A 17,792-nucleotide genomic window follows, 5' to 3' on the forward strand; every position below is an offset into this window, starting at 1 on the left:
GCGCGGCGAACGAACAAGCAAAGCCGGAGCGGACAATGGACGAATTGAACGGACGAATGATTGCGTGCCAGATATTGATCACCGGACTGATTGCCCGCGTCGCCAACGACTCGTCCGATCCGCTACGATTCCTGTCGGACTATCGCGACGAGATCAAAGCCGTGGTACGCGGCATCAACATCGCCGGCATGGAAAACACCGACCGTGTCCGGCAGGCCGCGCTACAGACCGTCGATGAAATGTTCTCGCTGATGAAGCCGCCTAGCGTGGATTGAGCCGGCATCGAATTATCCCGATCAGCTTAGAACGCTTCAAATCATCAAGGAGAATTTTATTCAGCAATATCAGTCCGCAGTTTAGAACGATTACTATCTAGATGTATTCAAACATGTCTGCGCCTCATTCTAGCCCAAACGCGTTGACCGCCAATTTCGCCATCGATATTCCGTCTCCCTGAGACAAATTATCGCAGCATCCGCGACGCTGCGTCACATTTTGGGGCGGAATTCGATGAGCACGGCCAAGGTACCACGATCGTTGCGTTCTGTTGCCGTCGCTTCGAGCTCCGAAAAATCCGAGGCAACCCACTCCGGCCGCAAGGTGTCGGCCGTCGCAGGCCTGATCGCCGTGGCCTCGTTCAGCGGCGCGGAAGCGCAGCAATCCAACCTCCCGCCGGTGACGATCGATGCCCCGGTCGCCCGGCCACGTCCCGCCGCGTCGAAGCCGACGCCGGATGCCACGCGTGCGCGCAGCGCGCTGCGCCGCGCCGCCCGCCGCACCCAACCGGCGCAGGTGGCGCCGGTGCCCTATCCCAATGTCGGCGAACTCGGTGGCCCGGATCGCAATCCCTATGCGGATCCGTCGGCACCATACAAGATCGACCGGCTGCAGTCGTCCAGCAAATTTCCCGAGCCGCTGCTCAACACCCCGAAGACCGTGACGGTGCTCAGCAAGGAATTGCTTGAAGACAAGAACGCCACCACGTTGAAGCAGGCGATCCTGAGCACCGCCGGCGTCACGCTCGGCACGGGGGAGGGCGGCAACGCTTTCGGTGACCGCTTCTTCATCCGCGGCTTCGACGCCCGCAACGACGTGTTCCTCGACGGCATGCGCGACGCCGGCGTCAGCGTCCGCGAAAACTTCTTTACCGAGCAGGTCGAGATCCTGCGCGGTCCCGGCTCGTCGTTCGCCGGCCGCGGCACTACCGGTGGCGCCATCAACATTGTCACCAAGCAGGCGACCACCGAAAAAAACTTCTACAAGATGGACACCTCGTTCGGCACCGATGCCACCAAGCGCGTCACCATCGACGTCAACCAAGTGCTCAGCCCGTCGCTGGCAGTGCGCGTCGGCGGTCTGTTCCAGGATGCCGATGTGGCCGGCCGAGACTACGTCAAGGACGATCGCAACGGCGCCTTCGCCGCGCTGACCTTCAAGCCGGTCGATGCCATCAAAGTGACCGCCAACTATATCCACACCGACCTGCACGGCCTGCCGGACTTCGGCGTGCCGTATTACCGGCCTAACGCCGCGACCACCGCCGGCGGCCCGTTCACCGATTTCGGCGTCAACCGCAACAACTTCTACGGCTTCGTCAACCGCGACTTCTACAAGGTTCACCAGGACATCGGCTCGATCAACGGCGAGGTCCACATCACCCCTGACTTGGTGCTGAGCAACAAGCTGCGACTGCAGCGCTCGTCGCAGGACTATATCGGCACGCTGCCGGAAGCCCCGGTGATCAACGCCACCAACCTGGCGGCCTCAACGCTGTCGGCCAACCCGCAGAGCCGCTTCCAGGTCACGGATGCTCTTACCAACCAGACCGAGGCGGCGTACAAGTTCGATTTCGCCGGCTGGAAGAACACTGCGCTGGGCGGCGTTGAGATCTCGCGTGAGCGTTCCAGCATCGACTCCTATGCTGGCCTGAGTTCGGAAGCACTGCCCGGCGGCTTCAGCGGCACGGGATCGCTGATCGGGGTCAGCGTCTTCAATCCGCAGTTCACCAACCTGCCGTTCGGTAGCACGCCGTCGCTAAGGGGACTGCCGACCAAGATCGCGATCGACACCAACAGCGGCTACATCATCGATACCGCCAACTACAATGATCTCGTGATCCTGAATGGCGGCGTCCGCTACGACGACTACAACATCGCCACCAACGGCTACGGCACCGTGAACGGCGTCGCCAACGTGTTTGGCGCGCAGTCCGCGCAATCCGGGCTGACCAACTACAATGGCGGCATCGTGGTCAAGCCGGCGCCGTTCGCCAGCCTCTATGCCGCCTACGCGACATCGTCGAATCCGGTGGGTGCCGAGTTCGACGGCACCAGCACCCAGTACGGCGGCCTTGCGCCATCGCTCAACGGCAATCCGAACCAGATCTTCGGGCCGGAAAAGAACCGGGCCGCTGAAATCGGCGCGAAGCTGGAGCTATTCGACCGAAGGCTGCTATTCACCGCGGCGCTGTTCCAGACGGAAAAGGATAACGCGCGTGAATCGCGCAACGTTACCAACATTGCGACCTCCACGCCGTCATGTCCGTATCCCGCCGGTTCGACTGGCACCATCTCCTGCATCAGCGCCGGCGCGGCCTATCGCATCCAGGGCATCGACATCGGCGTCGCCGGCAAGATCACCGACAAATGGAGCCTGTTCGGCGGCGTGGTGCTGATGCAGTCCAAGGTGACGGCATCCAACGTGCCGTCGGCAAACCTGGCGCTGTTCCCCAGCAATGTCGGGTTGCAGCTCGCCAACGTCGCGCACCAGTCGTTCAATGTGCTGAGCAAGTACAAGTTCAACGACGTCTGGGAGCTTGGCGGACAGGCCACCTACCGCTCGAAAATCTACGGCGGCACATTCCTCGCCGCCAACCAGGGCACGGAGCTGCCGAGCTACTGGCGTTTCGATGCATTCGTGGAAGCCAAGATCGACAAGAACTGGACCGTCAAGCTGTTCGCGAACAACCTGACCAACAAGCTGTACTACGATGCGCTGTACCAGAGCGCCGCGCCGTTCGTGCTGGTGGCGCCGGGCCGTTCGGGGACGTTGGTCGTAAGCGCGAAGTTCTAAGAGCCGGGCAGGCGCGTTCGCGCCTGCTTCCTCCGGCCAGCCTTCTGTGAGATGAGATGCGCCGCTACCGGACCCGCGCCGGGAGCGGCGTTTTTTTGAAGCCGTGCATTGGGAGTGTTCGATGCTGATCTGCGTACCTGACGTCTTGAGCAAGAGCGATGTCGCGGATTTCCGCCGCATCATGGATGCCGCCGACTGGGAAGACGGCCGCTCCACCGCCGGTGCGCAGTCGGCACTGGTCAAACGTAACGAACAACTGCCGCCGGACAGCGACGTGGCGCGGGCGCTGGGCAATCGCATCATATCGGCTCTGACATCGAATCCCCGGTTCATCTCGGCAGCGATCCCGCTGCAGATATTTCCGCCGCTGTTCAACCGCTATGTGGCTTCGGACGGCCATCATTTCGGTATCCATGTCGATAACGCCGTGCGCGGCGACCGTCTCACGGGCTTGCGCATTCGCACCGATCTGTCGATCACGCTGTTCCTGTCGGAACCCGACGAATATGACGGTGGCGAGCTGATCGTCGAGGACAACTACGGTTCGCACGAGGTTAAGCTGGCGGCCGGCGACCTGGTGCTGTACCCCGCGTCCAGCCTGCATCTGGTGACGCCGGTGATATCAGGAACCCGCGTCGCTTCGTTCTTCTGGTTGCAGAGCATGATCCGCGATGCGCATGCGCGCAGCATGATCTTCGACCTCGACAGCGCCATCCAGAACCTGGTGGTCCGACTCGGACGCGATGATCCGGAAACCGTTAAACTGACCGGCATCTACCACAACCTGATCCGGCACTGGGCCGAGGTGTGAACCCCGATACTTTAGAGTCGCTCTCAACTGTAACGCTGTCTTCGCTGTTCTGCCTCCCTTGCTTTTGTTTTCACGAGCGAAGTCTTGTCGAGAACGTTTCTAACAAGTTTCACGAGCGTTTCGATCTAGACATATTCAAACATGGACTCGCCGTATTGCGGCCATGCTGCATTGACCTGCATTTCAACGCTCGGCTACTTCACCCAAGAACGATCAACGCAGAACGAACTGCGTGATCCATTGGGTTTAGTACGGGGGCTAGAATGGCGCAGGCCAAGACACCGCGATCGTTGCGTTTCGGCACGGCGCTTGATGCGATCTACAGTAATGGCGATGCACACTCCGGCCGCAAGGTCACAGCCGTCGCGGGCCTGATCGCCGTCGCTTCCTTCTCGGGTGCGGAAGCGCAGCAATCGCCGCTGCCGCCGGTGACGGTGGACGCTCCCGTGGCCCGACCCCGTCCGGCCGCCGCGAGGCCAACTCCCGACCAGGTCCGCGCGCGCAACGCCTTGCGCCGCGCCGCCCGCCGAACCCAGCCCACTCCCGTCGCGCCGGTGCCGTTTCCAAACGCCGGCGGACTTGCGGCCGATGCCAATCCTTATGCGGACGCGGCCGCGCCTTACAAGAGCGACCGCCTTGCCGGCACCAAATTCTCCGAGAAGCTGGTCGATACGCCGCGGACGGTGACCGTGCTCACCAAGGAGATCCTGGACGACAAGAATGCCACCAGCCTGAAGGAGGTGGCGCGCACCACCGCCGGCGTCACACTGGGCACGGGCGAGGGCGGCAACGCGTTTGGCGACCGCTTCTTCATCCGCGGCTTCGATGCCCGCAACGACGTTTTTATCGACGGCGTCCGCGATCCCGCCATCAGCATCCGCGAGAATTTCTTCACCGAGCAGATCGAGATCTTGCGCGGCCCGGCATCCTCCTTCGCCGGTCGCGGCACCGCCGGAGGCGCCATCAACATCGTCACCAAGCAGGCGGGCGACCGCAACTTCCAGAAGGTCGAGACAACCTTCGGCACCGACCAGACCAAGCGCGTCACGGTGGATGTCAACCAGGTGATCAGCCCGACGCTCTCGCTACGCACCGGCGGCCTGTTCCAGGACGCCAACGTAGCCGGCCGCAACTACGTTACCGACGATCGCTGGGGCGCCATGGGGGCGCTGAAGTGGACCCCGACCGACTCGTTCAAGGTGGTCGCGAACTACGTCCACACCGATCTCGACGGCCTGCCGGACTTCGGCGTGCCGTATAACCGCACGGCACGCGCGCCGGTGACCGACATCAACGTCGATCGCAACACCTATTACGGCTTCGTCAACCGCGACTTCCAGAAGGCGACGCAGGATTTCGGCACGGTGATCGGCGAACTCAAGATCACGCCGGACATCACGCTGACCAACAAGACGCGACTGGAGCGCTCGATCCTGAACTATGTCGGCACGTTGCCGAGCAATGCCACCGCGACCAACGTCACGCTGTCGTCGCAGAGCCGCTACCAGGTCACGGATGTCGCCGCCAACGTCACCGATGCGACCTTCAAGTTCGACACCGGACCGGTCAGGAACACGCTGGTGGCCGGCGTCGAAATCTCGCGGGAAGATATCATGCGCGATACCTATGCCGGGCTGACGGCGGAACTGGCGGGGGTCCAGACCGGCGGTCAGGCGGGATTCTCGCTGTTTGCACCGCCGAACCAGTTTTCCTTCGCGAACCAGCCGCAGCGCGCCAACAGCCCGACCAACATCAAGGTAGACACCAAGGCCGGCTACCTGATCGAGACCGCCAATTACCAGGACATCGTCATCCTGAACGGCGGCGTCCGCTACGACGATTACGAGATCAGCGGCGTCAATCCGACGGGTGGCACCACGTCGAACCATTCCGGCATGGTGAACTACAATATCGGCGGCGTGTTCAAGCCGGTGCCGTTCGGCAGCATCTATGCCGCCTATGCCACGTCGTCGAATCCAGCCGGCGCCGAACTAGATGCGACCGGTGCTGCCTATGGCGGCTCGGTGTTCAACTCGCTGCCGTTCCAGGCTCTGACGCCGGAGGAAAACAAGTCGTCGGAAGTCGGCACCAAGTGGGAGCTGTTCGATCGCCACCTGCTGGTGACGGCCGCGCTGTTCGAGACCGTCAAGAGCAACGCCCGTGAAATCGGTCCGAACAATGCCGTCCTATCGACCGGCGAATATCGCGTCCGCGGCATCGATCTCGGCATGGGCGGCAAGATCACTGACCGCTGGAGCATGTTCGCCGGCGCGGTGTTCATGGAGTCCAAGGTGCTGAAGTCGTTCGATCCGACGCAAGTCGGCGCGCAGTTCGCCAATATTGCCCATCAGTCGTTCAACATGCTCACCAAGTACCAGATTACGGCCCCCTGGGAAATCGGCGGGCAGGCGACTTACGTCTCGGAGATCTATGGCGGCACCTTCGGAGCGACCAATGGCAACGTGCTGCCGTCGCACTGGCGGTTCGATGCCTTCACCGAATACAGGTTCAACCGTCACCTGAAGGCGAAGTTGTCGGCCAACAACATCTTCGACACCGTCTATTACGACGCGTTCTATCGCAGCAACACGCCGTTCACCTTCATCGCGCCGGGCCGCTCGGTCTGGCTGACCTTACAGGGTTCGCTCTGACGCGGCACGATCTGTGTTGATGCATTCCGGTTGGGCCGTGATGCGGCCGGTTTTCCGCCGCATCACGGCGGCGCAGGGGGGCGGTATGCACATCCGTGCAGCGCGTACGAGATTTGTTTGCTTCCAGTTTGCATCTGGCAATAGCTATCGCATCAGCCATGCGCGAGGCGGCTGTTTTCCGGCCGCGGGGCGTGGTACGGAATGCCCAAGCGCGCAGCATGATAGCCAATACCGACCGCGTTCTTCAAAGCCGTGTTGAATATCGACGAGATGACCGCGAAACGGTCAAATTGAACGGCATATGTAACCATCTCATCCGCACATGGGCCGAGGTCTGATCTTGTTTAGAATGAATCTTAAGTTGCTGGCGGCGCTTGCCGTTCTGTCGCTCGCCTCGCCGCTGGCCGCGCAGCAGGTGACGGCGCCCCCGACCGCCGCACAGCCGACGCGGGTGCAGCCGCCTTCGTCCGCCATCGACGCCGCGGCGCCGGCGGAGCCGGCGAAATCCGCCAAGGCGGTGGTCGCCGCATCCATGCACGAGCTGTCGCCGTGGTCGATGTTCAAGAATGCCGACATCATCGTGCAGGCGGTGATGATCGGCTTGGCCTTCGCGTCGCTGGTGACCTGGACCGTGGGCATTGCCAAGACTATCGAGCTATCGGCTGCGCAGCGCCGCCTGAAGAAATCGCTCCGCCGTATCGCCGATACCCGTTCTCTGTCGGAGGCGCAGCTCGCACTCGGCGAGAAGGAGAGCGTGCTGTCGTCGCTGCTTGCCGCTGCCATGCGCGAAGGGCGGATGTCGGCGGGGATCTCCAGCGACAGTGGTATCAAGGAGCGCGCCGCGTCGAGCTTTTCGGAAATCGTTCGCGCCGAGGCGCGCCGCGTCCGCTTCGGCATGGGCGCGCTGGCGACCATCGGCGCCACTTCGCCGTTCGTCGGCCTGTTCGGCACCGTGTGGGGCATCATGAACAGCTTCATCGGCATTTCGAAGTCGCAGACCACCAACCTTGCGGTGGTTGCACCCGGCATCGCCGAAGCCTTGCTGGCGACCGCCATCGGTCTGGTCGCGGCGATCCCCGCGGTGATCATCTACAATCACTTCTCGCGCGTCACGAAGGGGTACCTCGAGCAGGTCAGCCGCGCCTCGGGAGCCGCCGGCCGGCTGCTGTCGCGCGACCTCGACCGCACCCATGTCTCCCACGCACGCGCGGCGGAATAACCCATGGGCATGTCGCTGTCCGAAGGCTCCGATGACGACGACGATTTCGGCGAATCCCACGAAATCAACGTCACGCCCTTCATCGACGTTATTCTCGTCCTGCTGATCATCTTCATGGTGGCGGCGCCGCTTTCCACGGTGGATCTGCCGATCGACCTGCCGACCTCGACCGCGACGCCGCAGAAGAAACCGGACAAGCCGACCTATGTCAGCATCAAGTCCGATCTGGCGGTGGCGATCGGTGAGAACATGGTCAAGCGCGTCGATCTGGTGCGTTCGCTCGATGCGATGCCCGACAGCAACAAGGACCGCGCGATCTTCCTGCGCGCCGACCGGGCGGTGCCCTATGGCGACATGATGGACGTGCTGGAATTGCTGCGTTCCGGCGGCTACACGAAACTCAAACTGGTCACGCTGGAAGGCGTGCCGGATACGGGCGCCGTGCCGCCGTCGGCCGAGAAGCCGAAGCTCTGAACGAAACCGGTTTAGTGATGTCCGACCTCGATGCAAAAAAGCCGTCGCGACGGCTGTGGATGATCGCGGCGCTTGGCGCCGTGCTTCTGCATGGCATCGGCATCGCGCTGGCGGTGACGACCATGGAATCCGAGGAGATGGACGACTCGCTCGGTGCGCCGGCCATCGAGGTTGGGCTGGAGATGATGTCGCCCAAGCTCGAGGCCACCGATCTGCCGCCGGGGCCGGACACCGACGCGTCCACCGCTTCGCCGGCGGTTGCCGAGCAGAAGGCCGAGGTCAAGGAGACCGATCTGCCGAAGGCGATCCCGCAGGAGAGCGAGGATCCCGACCGCGTGGTGACCACCAACGATTCCAAGAAGCCGACCGAGGAGCAGCCGGAGAAGCAGGCGGTGCAGCAGTCGGCCTCCACCGAATCCGTCGCCGCCGAGGCCACCGCGATGCCGAGTTCCGAAGCCGCGGTAGAAGGCCCGCGTTCGGTTGCGCCGGCGCAGGGTTCCGGCGACAGCGCGCGTCGCGTCAAGGTGACCTGGCAGAAGGAACTGGTGGCGCATCTCGACAAGCACAAGAAGTATCCGGCCGAGCGCCAACAGAAGACCGCCGAGATCACCGTCAATTTTGAGATCGACCGTACCGGCAAGGTACTTGCAGTCGGCGTCGTCAAGAGTTCGGGCGATGCCGCGTTCGACGAGGCGGCGCTGGCGATGGTGCGCCGTTCCGATCCGCTGCCCCCGCCGCCGCCGCTCATCGCCGACGAAGGTTTGAGCTTTACGCTGCCGGTGATTTTTCGTGTGAAGGGCAAGGGTTAGGGCTGGCCTCGGACCCGTGTCCGGGACGCGGTGCGCATTCTCGGGCGATGCACACTTGCATCGCCGCCATGCCGCTCCGCAGATCCGGGATCCCGGTTTCTTAAGCCAGCGGGCCCCGGATCAGCAGCGCACCACGCCGCAAGCGCGGCGCACTGCGCTGCATCCGGGGAACGAGACTCAATACGTCGCGCGTCCGCCAGAAATATCGAATACCGCGCCGGTCGAGAACGAGCAGTCTTCCGATGCCAGCCACGCCGCCATCGCCGCCAGCTCTTCCACCAGCACAAAACGGTTCTTCGGGATCTTCGACAGCATGAAGTCGATATGCTGCTGCGTCATCTGGTCGAAGATAGCCGTCCTCGCCGCCGCCGGCGTGATCGCGTTGACCGCGATTTCATACGACGCCAGCTCCTTGCCGAGCGACTTCGTCAGCGCGATCAGCCCGGCCTTGGAAGCCGAGTAGTGCGCGGCGTTCGGGTTGCCTTCCTTGCCGGCGATCGAGGCGATGTTGACGATGCGGCCGTAGCCCTGCTTGAGCATCGACGGCACGATGGCCTTGCAGCAGATGAATGGGCCGTCGAGGTTGATGCGCAGCACCTTGCGCCATTCTTCCAGGTCGGTCTCCCATACCGTCTTGTTGATGCCGGCGATGCCAGCATTGTTGACCAGGATGTCGATCTTGCCGAACGCCTTCAGCGTCGCGTCGCGCGCCTTCTCGACGGCGGCAAGATCGGAGACATCGACGCCCACCGCAATCGCGGCATCGCCGACTTCCTTGGCGGTCTTTTCGGCGAAGGCGATGTCGTGATCCCAGATCGCGACCTTCGCGCCGGAGGCGACGAAGCGCTCGGTAATGGCCCGCCCGAATCCCTGTGCGCCGCCGGTAACCACGGCACAGCGGCCGTTCAGATCGATCTTGTTCATGGGAATGTCTCCTCGTTGTTCGTCAGTATGGAATGGCAGAAAGCGATGCGACGGCCGTGCGCTCCCTCGCCCCGCTCTTGCGGGGAGAGGGTGGGGTGAGGGGCGCTTGCGATCTGCGAGCATAGAGCGCGTGACGAGAGCCGTGCCATGCCCCTCACCCGACCGGCTTCGCTGCGCTTCGCCGCTCGACCTCTCCCCGCCAAGTGCGGGGAGAGGTTAGAACTACAACGTCCAGCCGCCATCGATGACATGCGCGACGCCGGTGGTGAACGAGCTCTCGTCGCTGGCGAGGTAGACGGCGAGCGAGGCGATCTCTTCCGCAGTGCCGAGCCGTCCCATCGGCTGCCGGCTCACGAACATCTCGCGACCGTTCGGGCCTGCGGCAGCGGCGCGGTCCAGCATCGAGGGTGTCTCGATGGTGCCGGGGCAAATGCAATTGCAGCGGATGCCCTGGGTAATGAAGTCGGCGGCTACCGCGCGGGTCAGCGCCGCCACGGCGGCCTTGGTCGCGCCGTAGACGTAGCGGTTCGGCGCCGCCTTGAAGACACCGGCGGCGGACGCAATGTTGACGATCGAGCCATGGCCGCTCTCCAGCATGCCCGGCAGGAACGCCCGGATCGTGCGGTGCATCGACTTGACGTTGATGTCGAACGAAAAATCCCAGGCTTCGTCGGAACAGTCGAGCACCGAGCCGTGGTGCACGAATCCCGCGGCATTCAGCAGGATATCGATGGTGCCGACGCGCTTGGCCATCGCATCGACCGCCGCGGTGTCGCGGACGTCAAGCTTGGCGGTTTCCGAGACGCCGTCCTGGCCGAGCAGGGCGATCTTGCCTTCGTCGATATCGGTGGCGAATACTGTCGCTCCCTCGCGCGCAAATGCCAGCGCGCAGGCGCGGCCGATGCCGACGGCGCCCGCAGTTACGAAGGCGCGCTTGCCCTTCAGACGATCGGACATGTGGTTCTCTCCTATAGTTGGTTGATTGTCGCTTTGTCATTCCGGCGCACGGGCGGCGCCAGCCGACCGTGAACCCGGAACCCCGCCATGTTCATCGTCTCATGTCGAGGTTCCGGGTTCGCTCGCGCTTCGGAACGACAGTCAGTGGTTATGCCGCGCGGTGCCGATCTTGCCGGCGATGTCGTGGTAACGGGTGGCGAGTTCGAGGCAGGCGCCGGTGGCCTGCTGGCCGACCGTGGAACGATAGAGCTCCTGCCACGGCGTCTGGTGCGCGGGATATTTGAAGCCGCCGGATTCCTTCAGCGCTGCGCGGCGCTTGTTCAGCTCCGCGTCCGAGATCAGAATATTCGCGCTCCCCTTGTTGAGGTCGATGCGAACCATGTCGCCGGTCTGCAGAATGGCCAGCCCGCCATTGGCCGCGGCCTCCGGCGTCGCATTGAGGATCGACGGTGAGCCGGAGGTGCCGGATTGCCGGCCGTCGCCGATGCACGGCAGCGAGTGAATGCCGCGTTTGATCAGCGCCGCCGGCGGCTGCATGTTCACCACCTCGGCACCGCCGGGATAGCCGATCGGCCCGGTGCCGCGCACGAACAGGATACAATGTTCGTCGATGTTCAGCGACTCGTCGTCGATGCGGTGGTGATAGTCCTCCGGCCCCTCGAACACGATGGCGCGGCCTTCGAAGGCGTTGAGGTCCTTCGGGTTGACCAGATAGCGGTCACGAAATTCCTTGGAGATCACCGAGGTCTTCATGATCGCGGAATCGAACAGGTTGCCACGCAACACCAGGAAGCCCGCATCCGTCACCAGCGGCTTGTCGTAGGACCAGATCACGTCGTTGTCGGGGGCTGGCGCCTTGGCGCAGTTCTCGCCCATGGTGTGGCCGTTCACCGTCAGCGCGTCCTCGTGGATCTTGCCGTGCTTGATCAGTTCGCGGGTTACCGCCGGCACGCCGCCGGCGCGGTGATACTCCTCACCCAGATAGAAGCCGGCCGGCTGCATGTTGACCAGCAGCGGAATCGCATGGCCGACGCTCTGCCAGTCATCGATGTCCAGTTCGACGCCGATGTGGCGCGCCAGCGCATTGATATGGATAGGCGCATTGGTGGAACCGCCGATCGCTGAATTGACCACGATGCAGTTCTCGAACGCTTTTCGCGTCAGAATGTCGGAGGGCTTCAGATCCTCCCAAACCATCTCGACGATGCGGCTGCCGGTTTCGTAGGCAATCTGGCCGCGCTCGCGGTAGGGCGCGGGGATTGCCGCGCAGCCGGGCAGGGACATGCCGAGCGCCTCGGCCAGGGAATTCATCGTGGAGGCGGTGCCCATGGTGTTGCAATGGCCGACCGACGGCGCCGATGACGCCACGATGGTCATGAATTCCTCGTAGTCGATCTCGCCGGCGGCGAGCCGCTCGCGGGATTTCCACACGACAGTGCCGGAGCCGGTCCGTTCGCCGTCGTGCCAGCCGTTCAGCATCGGTCCACCCGACAGGACGATGGCCGGCAGGTTCACCGTCGCCGCCGCCATCAGGCACGCCGGGGTGGTCTTGTCGCAGCCGGTGGTCAGCACCACGCCGTCCAGAGGATAGCCGAACAGCACCTCGACCAGGCCGAGATAAGCAAGGTTGCGGTCCAGCGCCGCGGTCGGGCGCTTGCCGGTCTCCTGGATTGGGTGCACCGGAAATTCCATCGCCAGCCCGCCGGCGGCGGTGATTCCTTCGCGGACCCGCTTTGCCAGTTCGAGATGATGCCGGTTACACGGCGACAGGTCGTTGCCGGTCTGGGCGATGCCGATGATCGGCTTGCCGGACTGCAGCTCGTGGCGGGTCAGACCGTAATTCAGATAGCGCTCAAGATAGAGTGCGGTCATCGCCGGATTGTGCGGATCGTTGAACCATTCGCTGGAGCGGAGTTTGCGTCGTACGATCCCGGTGATCGGCTTATTCATAGTTTCTCCCGCAGCGCACACTTGATCGGTGCGTCATAATATTTCGACGAACGGCGCGATGGTTGCACGCCCGCGCCCGCTTCGCAACGTGGCCGGACCCCGCCATCCCTACGACTATGATCCAACGACAAGCCAAAAAATTTCTGCTATGACGTCGGCCAACAGACGCCGCGGCTTGAGCCGCAGGACGTCGGAGTTCTGGGAAGGGGAATTGTATGGCGTCAGTGCAGATTCACGACGTGCGTAAATCGTTCGGTGGTTTTGAGGTGCTTCACGGCGTCTCGGTCCCGATCGAGGACGGCGCTTTTGTCGTGTTGGTCGGGCCGTCCGGCTGCGGAAAATCCACCCTGTTGCGTATGCTCGCCGGGCTGGAAAAGATTACCTCCGGTACCATTTCGATCGGCGACCGCGTCGTCAACGACGTCCAGCCGAAGGAGCGGGACATCGCCATGGTGTTCCAGAACTACGCGCTTTATCCGCACATGACGGTGGCGCAGAACATGGGCTTCTCGCTCAAATTGCGTGGCGCGGAAAAGAGCGAGATCGATACCAAAGTCAATCGCGCCGCGGATATTCTCGACCTGCGCCGGTTGCTCGATCGCTATCCGCGCCAGTTGTCCGGCGGCCAGCGCCAGCGCGTGGCCATGGGCCGCGCCATCGTCCGCGACCCCCAGGTGTTCCTGTTCGACGAGCCGCTGTCCAACCTCGACGCCAAGCTGCGCGTGGCCATGCGCGCGGAAATCAAGGAGCTGCATCAGCGGCTGAAGACCACGACGGTCTATGTGACCCACGACCAGATCGAGGCCATGACCATGGCCGACAAGATCGTGGTGATGCAGGACGGCATCGTCGAGCAGATGGGTTCGCCGCTCGACCTCTACGACCATCCCGACAACAAGTTCGTCGCCGGCTTCATCGGTTCGCCAGCGATGAATTTCCTGGAGGGCACGCTGAAGGTCAATGGCGGCGAGCCATGGGTCGAGACTGCTAGCGGCGCGCGGTTGCCCGTGGCGTCGGCACCCGCGGCGTCGAACGGCAAGGCCGTGATTTACGGCATCCGCCCGGAGCATCTCGAATTTGCCGATGACGGCATCGAGGCCGAGATCATCGTGGTCGAGCCCACCGGCTCTGAAACCCAGATCGTCGCCCGCATCGGCACCCAGGACATCATCGCGATCTTCCGGGATCGCCGTCACGTCGAGCCCGGCGACAAGGTACATTTGCGGCCCCGCGCCAGCGTCGCGCATCTGTTCGACAAGGACACCGGCAAGCGGATCTAGGACTCGAAGCTATGTCATTCCGGGATGCAACAGACGGCGAAGCCGGCTGATGCAGGCCCGGAATCCCGGGATGTTGTGCGCTGAACATCTCGGGATTCCCCGCCACTCCAATTGGAGTGGCTGAGGTTTGCGCGCGGCTCGCGCCGCGCCCGCCCCGGAATGACGACGTCGTTCAAAACATTGGTCGATCAACGAACCAATAAACAGGGAGAAGATGAAAGATGACTGGATTCACACCGGATCGCCGATCTCTGCTCAAGGGCGGCGCGATTACGCTGGCTGCCGCGGCGACGATGTCGGCGGACCAACTGCTCGGCTACGCCAAGGCCTGGGCGCAAGCCTCGCCGTGGAAGCCCGAACCCGGCGCCAAGATCAACCTGCTGCGCTGGAAGCGCTTCGTCGAGGCCGAAGATGTCGCCTTCATGAAGATCGTCGATGCCTTCCAGAAAGCAACCGGCACCACGATCACCGTCTCCAACGAATCCTATGACGACATCCAGCCCAAGGCGTCGGTCGCGGCGAACACGGGGCAGGGCCTCGACATGGTATGGGGCCTGTACTCGCTGCCATTCCTGTTCCCGAGCAAATGCATGGACGTCACCGACGTCGCCGAATACCTCGGCAAGAAGAACGGTGGCTGGGCCGCGTCCGGCGAACAATACGGCAAGTATAACGGCAAGTGGATCGGCGTTCCCGTCGCCGCCACAGGCGGCCTGGTCAACTACCGCGTCGCCGCTGCCGAGAAGGCCGGCCACAAGACCTTCCCGAGCGATCTCGGCGGCTTCCAGGATTTGGTCAAGGGCTTGAACAAGAATGGCACCCCGGCCGGCATGGCGCTGGGTCATGCCTCCGGCGACGCCAATGGCTGGGTGCACTGGGCGCTGTGGGCGCATGGCGGCAAGCTGATCGACAAGGACAACAAGGTCACCATCAACTCGCCGGAAACCGCGAAGTCGCTGGAATACGTCAAGTCGCTGTATGACAACTTTATCCCCGGCACCGCGTCGTGGAACGACTCGTCGAACAACAAGGCATTCCTTGCCGGACAGCTGCATCTCACCACCAACGGCATCTCGGTCTATGTCACCGCGAAGAAGGAAGCCCCGGCCATCGCCGAGGACATGAACCACGCCCATCTGCCGGTCGGCCTGGACGGCAAGCGCCGCGAACTGCATCTTGGCTTTCCGATCCTGATCTTCTCCTTCACCAAGTTCCCGCAGGCATGCAAGGCCTTCACCGCGTTCATGATGGAGCCGGAGCAGTTCAATCCGTGGGTCGAGGCGGCGCAGGGTTATCTGTCGCCGTTCCTCAATGCCTACGAAAAGAACCCGATCTGGACCGCCGACCCGAAGAACACGCCGTACCGCGATGTCGCCACCACGGCGTCGACCCCGGCCGGCGAAGCGCAGATGAGCGAAAACGCGGCGGCGGCGATTGCCGACTTCGTGGTGGTCGATATGTACGCCAACTACTGCACCGGTCGTGAAGACGTGAAGACCGCGATGACGTCGGCGGAACGCGCGGCGAAGCGCATTTTCCGCGCGTGATGTGAATGGCCGGCGCAATTGTTTTGCGCCGGCCTCTCCTCGTCGTCCCCGCGAACGCGGGGACCCATACCCGCTGTCGCTCTGTTTTTTTGGGGGGCGGCGGTTAAGGCCTTCTTCCAGTCGAGAGGACGGAGGCTATGGGTCCCCGCCTTCGCGGGGACGACACGGAGTGGGTTGCTATAAACCGGAGCTACAATGGAATGACCACCATCCCCACATCGCTTCCGACGCCGACCCGGCATTTCGGTAAATCCTCCGCATGGGACCGGCTGCGCACCAACCGCAACTGGCTGGCGCTGTGGTTCATGCTGCCGGCGGCGGCGTTCCTGATCCTGTTTCTCGCCTACCCGCTGTTCCTCGGCGTGTGGATGAGCTTTACCGATGATCGCATCGGCCGCGGCGGCGGCAACTTCGTCGGGCTCGAGAACTACGAGTGGCTGAAGGACGATTCGATCTTCTGGCTGTCGGTGTTCAACACGCTGCTCTACACGATCGTGGCTTCCGCCATCAAATTCGCCGTCGGCCTCTATCTCGCGCTGCTCCTGAACCGGCATATGCCGTTCAAGGCACTGATCCGCGCCGCGGTGCTGATCCCGTTCATCGTGCCCACCGTGCTGTCGGCGATTGCATTCTGGTGGATCTACGATTCGCAGTTTTCGATCATCTCCTGGTCGCTGATCAAGATGGGCCTGATCGACCACAACATCAATTTCCTCGGCGATTCCTCCTGGGCGCGCGGCAGCGTGATCTTCGCCAACATCTGGCGCGGCGTGCCGTTCGTCGCCATCACCCTGCTGGCCGGCCTGCAGACGGTGTCGCCGTCGCTCTACGAGGCCGCGACGCTGGATGGCGCCACCTCGTGGCAGCGCTTCCGCTTCATCACCTATCCCCTGCTGACGCCGATCATCGCCGTCGTCATGACCTTCTCGGTACTGTTCACCTTCACCGACTTCCAGCTGATCTGGGCGCTGACCCGCGGCGGCCCGGTCAACGCCACCCATCTGATGGCGACGCTGAGCTACCAGCGCGGCATTCTGTCCGGGCGACTCGGCGAGGGCGCGGCGATCGCCACCGCCATGATCCCGTTCCTGATGGCGGCAATCGCCATCTCCTGGTTCGGCATGCAACGCCGTAAATGGCAGCAAGGCACTGACAATGACTGACCATACCGCCGACCAGCACCGCATTGTGCCAGCCGCGACCGTCGAGCAGGACGATCACAGCGAGGGCATGACCTATCTGGAGTCGCTGCCGCGCCGCATCGTCACGCTGTACATCCCGCTGTTCATCATCGTCGTGATCCTGCTGTTCCCGTTTTACTGGATGGCGCTGACCTCCATCAAGCCGGACGAGCAGCTCATCGACATGGAGAAGTTCAACCCGTTCTGGGTGATCAAGCCGACGCTGAAGCACATCAACAAGCTGTTGTTCGAGACCAACTATCCGCGCTGGCTGTGGAACACGATGTATGTTGCCGCCGCCGCTACCACGCTGTCGATCATCGCCTCCGTGCTCGCGGCCTATGCTATCGTGCGGCTGCGCTTCCGCGGTGCGGAAGTGGTGGGCGCGACGATCTTCATGGCCTATCTGGTGCCGCCGTCGATCCTTTTCATCCCGCTGGCCAGCGTCATCCAGGCCTACGGCCTGTTTGACTCGCCGCTATCGCTGATCCTGATTTATCCGACGCTCCTCATCCCGTTCTCGACCTGGCTATTGATGGGTTACTTCAAGACCATCCCGTTCGAGCTGGAGGAGTGCGCGCTGATCGACGGCGCCTCGCGCTGGCAGATCCTGGTCAAGATCATCGTGCCGCTGGCGGTGCCGGGGCTGATCTCGGCGTTCATCTTCTCGTTCACTTTGTGCTGGAACGAGTTCATCTACGCGCTGACGTTCCTGCAATCGACCCAGAACAAGACTGTCCCGGTGGCCATCGTCAACGAATTCGTCGATGGCGACATCTACAAATGGGGCTCGCTGATGGCCGGCGCCCTGGTCGGCTCCTTGCCGCTGGTGATCTTGTATGCGTTCTTCGTTGAGCACTATGTGTCGGCGATGACGGGCGCGGTGAAGGAATAACAACACTCGCTGTTGTTCCGGG

General features: G+C 62.9%; 14 protein-coding genes. 11 read left to right on the forward strand and 3 right to left on the reverse strand.

Annotated elements, in window-relative coordinates:
- The first annotated feature begins 35 nt into the window (after nucleotides 1–35).
- From JWR89_RS13485 to JWR89_RS13515, 7 genes are all read left to right on the forward strand, one after another.
- Nucleotides 36–275, forward strand: coding sequence for a hypothetical protein (locus tag JWR89_RS13485; protein WP_299716994.1), 240 nt, complete (start codon nucleotides 36–38; stop codon nucleotides 273–275).
- Nucleotides 276–510: 235 nt separating this feature from the next.
- The gene (locus tag JWR89_RS13490; protein ID WP_299716942.1) at nucleotides 511–3,072 is read left to right on the forward strand and encodes a TonB-dependent receptor; all 2,562 of its coding nucleotides are present in this window, start codon (nucleotides 511–513) and stop codon (nucleotides 3,070–3,072) included.
- Between the two features lie 121 nt (nucleotides 3,073–3,193).
- A complete protein-coding gene (locus JWR89_RS13495; protein ID WP_299716944.1) occupies nucleotides 3,194–3,883 on the forward strand; it encodes a Fe2+-dependent dioxygenase in 690 nt (229 codons plus the stop codon).
- 263 nt (nucleotides 3,884–4,146) lie between these two features.
- Nucleotides 4,147–6,534 carry a TonB-dependent receptor gene (locus tag JWR89_RS13500; RefSeq protein ID WP_299716946.1) on the forward strand — a complete coding sequence of 796 codons (2,388 nt, stop codon included), beginning with the start codon at nucleotides 4,147–4,149 and terminating at the stop codon, nucleotides 6,532–6,534.
- A 349-nt stretch (nucleotides 6,535–6,883) separates the two neighbouring features.
- Nucleotides 6,884–7,753: a tonB-system energizer ExbB gene (gene exbB, locus JWR89_RS13505; RefSeq protein ID WP_299716948.1), complete on the forward strand. Its 870-nt coding sequence runs from the start codon at nucleotides 6,884–6,886 to the stop codon at nucleotides 7,751–7,753.
- A 3-nt stretch (nucleotides 7,754–7,756) separates the two neighbouring features.
- The gene (gene exbD / locus JWR89_RS13510; RefSeq protein WP_299716950.1) at nucleotides 7,757–8,227 is read left to right on the forward strand and encodes a TonB system transport protein ExbD; all 471 of its coding nucleotides are present in this window, start codon (nucleotides 7,757–7,759) and stop codon (nucleotides 8,225–8,227) included.
- Nucleotides 8,228–8,244: 17 nt separating this feature from the next.
- The gene (locus JWR89_RS13515; protein WP_299716952.1) at nucleotides 8,245–9,036 is read left to right on the forward strand and encodes a TonB family protein; all 792 of its coding nucleotides are present in this window, start codon (nucleotides 8,245–8,247) and stop codon (nucleotides 9,034–9,036) included.
- A 177-nt stretch (nucleotides 9,037–9,213) separates the two neighbouring features.
- Here the strand turns inward: JWR89_RS13515 and JWR89_RS13520 are convergent, their stop codons facing one another.
- The 3 genes from JWR89_RS13520 to JWR89_RS13530 all read right to left on the reverse strand — a co-directional run bounded on the left by JWR89_RS13520 (nucleotide 9,214) and on the right by JWR89_RS13530 (nucleotide 12,867).
- Complete coding sequence (locus tag JWR89_RS13520; protein ID WP_299716954.1) at nucleotides 9,214–9,960, reverse strand: SDR family NAD(P)-dependent oxidoreductase; 747 nt, start codon at nucleotides 9,958–9,960, stop codon at nucleotides 9,214–9,216.
- Nucleotides 9,961–10,182: 222 nt separating this feature from the next.
- Entirely contained in the window at nucleotides 10,183–10,917 is a 735-nt protein-coding gene (locus JWR89_RS13525; protein ID WP_299716956.1) for an SDR family oxidoreductase, read from the reverse strand.
- Nucleotides 10,918–11,058: 141 nt separating this feature from the next.
- Entirely contained in the window at nucleotides 11,059–12,867 is a 1,809-nt protein-coding gene (locus JWR89_RS13530; protein WP_299716958.1) for an IlvD/Edd family dehydratase, read from the reverse strand.
- A 215-nt stretch (nucleotides 12,868–13,082) separates the two neighbouring features.
- Here JWR89_RS13530 and ugpC point away from each other — a divergent pair, with 215 nt between their 5' ends.
- From ugpC to JWR89_RS13550, 4 genes are all read left to right on the forward strand, one after another.
- Complete coding sequence (gene ugpC / locus JWR89_RS13535; protein ID WP_299716960.1) at nucleotides 13,083–14,147, forward strand: sn-glycerol-3-phosphate ABC transporter ATP-binding protein UgpC; 1,065 nt, start codon at nucleotides 13,083–13,085, stop codon at nucleotides 14,145–14,147.
- 221 nt (nucleotides 14,148–14,368) lie between these two features.
- A complete protein-coding gene (locus JWR89_RS13540; RefSeq protein ID WP_299716962.1) occupies nucleotides 14,369–15,694 on the forward strand; it encodes an ABC transporter substrate-binding protein in 1,326 nt (441 codons plus the stop codon).
- A gap of 200 nt (nucleotides 15,695–15,894) precedes the next feature.
- Entirely contained in the window at nucleotides 15,895–16,857 is a 963-nt protein-coding gene (locus JWR89_RS13545) for a sugar ABC transporter permease (RefSeq protein ID WP_299716964.1), read from the forward strand.
- Entirely contained in the window at nucleotides 16,850–17,770 is a 921-nt protein-coding gene (locus JWR89_RS13550; protein WP_299716966.1) for a carbohydrate ABC transporter permease, read from the forward strand. Before JWR89_RS13545 ends, JWR89_RS13550 begins: the two co-directional genes overlap by 8 nt.
- Nucleotides 17,771–17,792 lie beyond the last annotated feature (22 nt).

Source organism: Tardiphaga sp. (assembly GCF_028290785.1).
In the GTDB taxonomy this organism is placed as follows: domain Bacteria; phylum Pseudomonadota; class Alphaproteobacteria; order Rhizobiales; family Xanthobacteraceae; genus Tardiphaga.

Bases quoted from the DNA above. Each gene is read 5' to 3' on its own strand.
- JWR89_RS13540 (WP_299716962.1), top strand. From the start codon at position 14,369: ATGACTGGATTCACACCGGATCGCCGATCTCTGCTCAAGGGCGGCGCG.
- JWR89_RS13520 (WP_299716954.1), bottom strand. From the start codon at position 9,960: ATGAACAAGATCGATCTGAACGGCCGCTGTGCCGTGGTTACCGGCGGC.
- JWR89_RS13485 (WP_299716994.1), top strand. From the start codon at position 36: ATGGACGAATTGAACGGACGAATGATTGCGTGCCAGATATTGATCACC.
- JWR89_RS13525 (WP_299716956.1), bottom strand. From the start codon at position 10,917: ATGTCCGATCGTCTGAAGGGCAAGCGCGCCTTCGTAACTGCGGGCGCC.
- exbB (WP_299716948.1), top strand. From the start codon at position 6,884: ATGAATCTTAAGTTGCTGGCGGCGCTTGCCGTTCTGTCGCTCGCCTCG.
- JWR89_RS13545 (WP_299716964.1), top strand. From the start codon at position 15,895: ATGACCACCATCCCCACATCGCTTCCGACGCCGACCCGGCATTTCGGT.
- ugpC (WP_299716960.1), top strand. From the start codon at position 13,083: ATGGCGTCAGTGCAGATTCACGACGTGCGTAAATCGTTCGGTGGTTTT.
- JWR89_RS13490 (WP_299716942.1), top strand. From the start codon at position 511: ATGAGCACGGCCAAGGTACCACGATCGTTGCGTTCTGTTGCCGTCGCT.
- JWR89_RS13550 (WP_299716966.1), top strand. From the start codon at position 16,850: ATGACTGACCATACCGCCGACCAGCACCGCATTGTGCCAGCCGCGACC.
- JWR89_RS13530 (WP_299716958.1), bottom strand. From the start codon at position 12,867: ATGAATAAGCCGATCACCGGGATCGTACGACGCAAACTCCGCTCCAGC.
- exbD (WP_299716950.1), top strand. From the start codon at position 7,757: ATGGGCATGTCGCTGTCCGAAGGCTCCGATGACGACGACGATTTCGGC.
- JWR89_RS13495 (WP_299716944.1), top strand. From the start codon at position 3,194: ATGCTGATCTGCGTACCTGACGTCTTGAGCAAGAGCGATGTCGCGGAT.
- JWR89_RS13515 (WP_299716952.1), top strand. From the start codon at position 8,245: ATGTCCGACCTCGATGCAAAAAAGCCGTCGCGACGGCTGTGGATGATC.
- JWR89_RS13500 (WP_299716946.1), top strand. From the start codon at position 4,147: ATGGCGCAGGCCAAGACACCGCGATCGTTGCGTTTCGGCACGGCGCTT.